The sequence below is a fragment of the Methylosinus sp. RM1 genome, assembly GCF_011378635.1.
Classification (GTDB): domain Bacteria; phylum Pseudomonadota; class Alphaproteobacteria; order Rhizobiales; family Beijerinckiaceae; genus Methylosinus; species Methylosinus sporium.
Genome location: NZ_WOVC01000095.1, coordinates 1 through 2,077, shown reverse-complemented (window position 1 = coordinate 2,077; position 2,077 = coordinate 1). Strand labels below are relative to the sequence as shown.

The following is a 2,077-nucleotide window of genomic DNA, read 5'->3' as shown; positions in this document are numbered from 1 at the left end:
GAGTAGGAATTTGCAAGGCTACGTCGCCTTGGCCACAGAACGGCTACCGCAATGCCCCGTTGATCAACCGCGCGAGCCGAGCCCTGCGAGCGCCACCTGCTGCTCTGCGATCCCCTTTGCATCGGTCTGGTAGGCTCCAGTCAGCGCGAACGGCCCGGCTCCATCGCCGATCGGCGCGACATAGACGTGCTGCTCCGCAAGCCGCTCGCTCTCGCGCACCCAGGCCGCCGGATCCTCGACAGCCGCCGCTGTCGCATTGCGAGACGGCAGGGTGGCCGCGAGCGCCTCGACATGATTTTCCAGGCTAAGCGGTCGGCCGCAGCTCGCGCGGCAAGGGGAAGAAGACGCTCTCGTCCGCCGTCGACACCGTCTCGATTTGGAGCTCGAAGCGCTCCGCGACGGCGTCGATGATGTCGTCGACGAGAATCTCCGGGGCCGAGGCTCCCGCCGTGATCCCGAGCGAGGCGATCGAGGACAACATCCCCCATTCGACGTCGTCCGCGTGCATGACGAGCCGGGCGAGTTTGCAGCCGGCGCGTTCGGCCGTTTCCCTCAATCTTCTGGAGTTGGATGAGTTGGAGGAGCCGATCACGAGCATGGCGTCGACGGTAGGAGCGATGCGCTTGACCGCTTCTTGCCGGTTGGTGGTCGCATAGCAGATATCCTCGCGCGGCGGTCCGACGATTGCGGGAAAGCGCCGCGTCAGCGCCTCGACGATCGCGCGTGTGTCGTCGACCGACAGGGTCGTGGAGGTGGCGTAGGCGAGACGCGCCTCGTCCCTCGGCCTCAGATTCTCGACGTCTGCCAAGGTTTGGACCAGAAGGATGGCGCCGCTCGGCAATTGCCCGAGCACGCCGACCACTTCTTGATCCGGCTTGCCGATGTTGCCGATCAAAACGATCTGGCGGCCTTGCGCGTAATGCCGCTCGGCCTCCCGATGCACCTTGGTCACCAGAGGACAAGCCGCGTCGATAGCGAAGAGCTGGCGCGCCTCGGCTTCTTCGACGACAGCCTTGGGAACGCCATGCGCCGAGAAGATCACCGGCCTCGATGGATCGGCGATCTCGTCGAGCTCCTCGACGAAAACCACGCCTTTGGCCTCCAACGTCGCGACGACATATTTATTATGAACAATCTCGTGACGGACATAGATCGGCGCACCATGCCGCCGTAGCGCCTCCTCCACCGTGTCTATGGCGCGCACGACCCCGGCGCAGAACCCTCGCGGAGCGCACAGAACGACGCGCAGCTTCGGCTTGATCGTCGCGCGAGGCTGTGGCCGTTCCACCGCAGCGATCCGACCGGAACGGTCGATTGCGTCGGGGGCGCTGCGAAGATCGAGAGCGTCGCCGATCGCCGAGGCGGCGCGGCTTCTCGGCGAAGTGGTGTCGACGGTCATGTCAGGAACTCCGGGGGGCGTCCCGAGGCCGCGCGGTCTGGCGTGCGTCACGGGGAAATGCGAATCTGCGGCAAAACGCAAAAATGACGTATCAATATTGGCTAACGCGTCGTTTTTTCGTATAGCAATTATGTCGGGCGCTTCTGCCCGGCGACCTGGAGTGTGACAATGAGCATCAAGCTCACGGTGACACTTCGGTGGGGGAAATGGAGACTAGCCCTCTCCATTTCCTTCTAGTCCGAAGGGGTGGGGTGGGGCGAAAGCCTCATCCCACTTCTGAGGAAGATACGCCGGCCTCGGGGAAAATCAATGACGAATGAGGAGCTCATCGCGCTGAGGAAACGACTTGGCCTGACGCAGGTCGAGATGGCCGACCGCATGGGGCTCTCCACGCGCGCCTTACAGGTGATCGAGGCCGGCGAATCGCTTCGTGGGCTGCACATCGCGGCCGCCGAGAGGGTCGCGCTGGCGGTCGCCGTCGAGCGCGGAGACCCTATGCTCGCGCCGGTCGACGTCAGACGGGAGGCGCTGGCGCTGGCGCGACTGGTGACGGGCTGAGCCGCTAAACCCAGGCCTGCGGTCGAGCGCTCTGGGGTGCGACGGATGTGGGTTAGCTTTTCCGCGAAGCGGAACTTTGCGCGCCGCGGCCAATGGAGATGATCCTCTCGCGTTCACGAA

3 protein-coding genes are annotated in these 2,077 nt (G+C 64.4%); 1 reads left to right on the top strand and 2 read right to left on the bottom strand.

From position 1 onward, the window contains the following. Nucleotides 1-63 precede the first annotated feature (63 nt). A complete protein-coding gene (locus tag FMZ75_RS21830; RefSeq protein WP_246659952.1) occupies nucleotides 64-219 on the bottom strand; it encodes a hypothetical protein in 156 nt (51 codons plus the stop codon). A gap of 85 nt (nucleotides 220-304) precedes the next feature. Next, nucleotides 305-1,399 carry a 4-hydroxy-3-methylbut-2-enyl diphosphate reductase gene (ispH, locus tag FMZ75_RS21030; protein WP_166146244.1) on the bottom strand — a complete coding sequence of 365 codons (1,095 nt, stop codon included), beginning with the start codon at nucleotides 1,397-1,399 and terminating at the stop codon, nucleotides 305-307. Nucleotides 1,400-1,708: 309 nt separating this feature from the next. Here ispH and FMZ75_RS21025 point away from each other — a divergent pair, with 309 nt between their 5' ends. Continuing rightward, nucleotides 1,709-1,957 carry a helix-turn-helix transcriptional regulator gene (locus FMZ75_RS21025; protein ID WP_142863971.1) on the top strand — a complete coding sequence of 83 codons (249 nt, stop codon included), beginning with the start codon at nucleotides 1,709-1,711 and terminating at the stop codon, nucleotides 1,955-1,957. Nucleotides 1,958-2,077 lie beyond the last annotated feature (120 nt).

Bases quoted from the DNA above. Each gene is read 5' to 3' on its own strand.
- ispH (WP_166146244.1), bottom strand. From the start codon at position 1,399: ATGACCGTCGACACCACTTCGCCGAGAAGCCGCGCCGCCTCGGCGATC.
- FMZ75_RS21025 (WP_142863971.1), top strand. From the start codon at position 1,709: ATGACGAATGAGGAGCTCATCGCGCTGAGGAAACGACTTGGCCTGACG.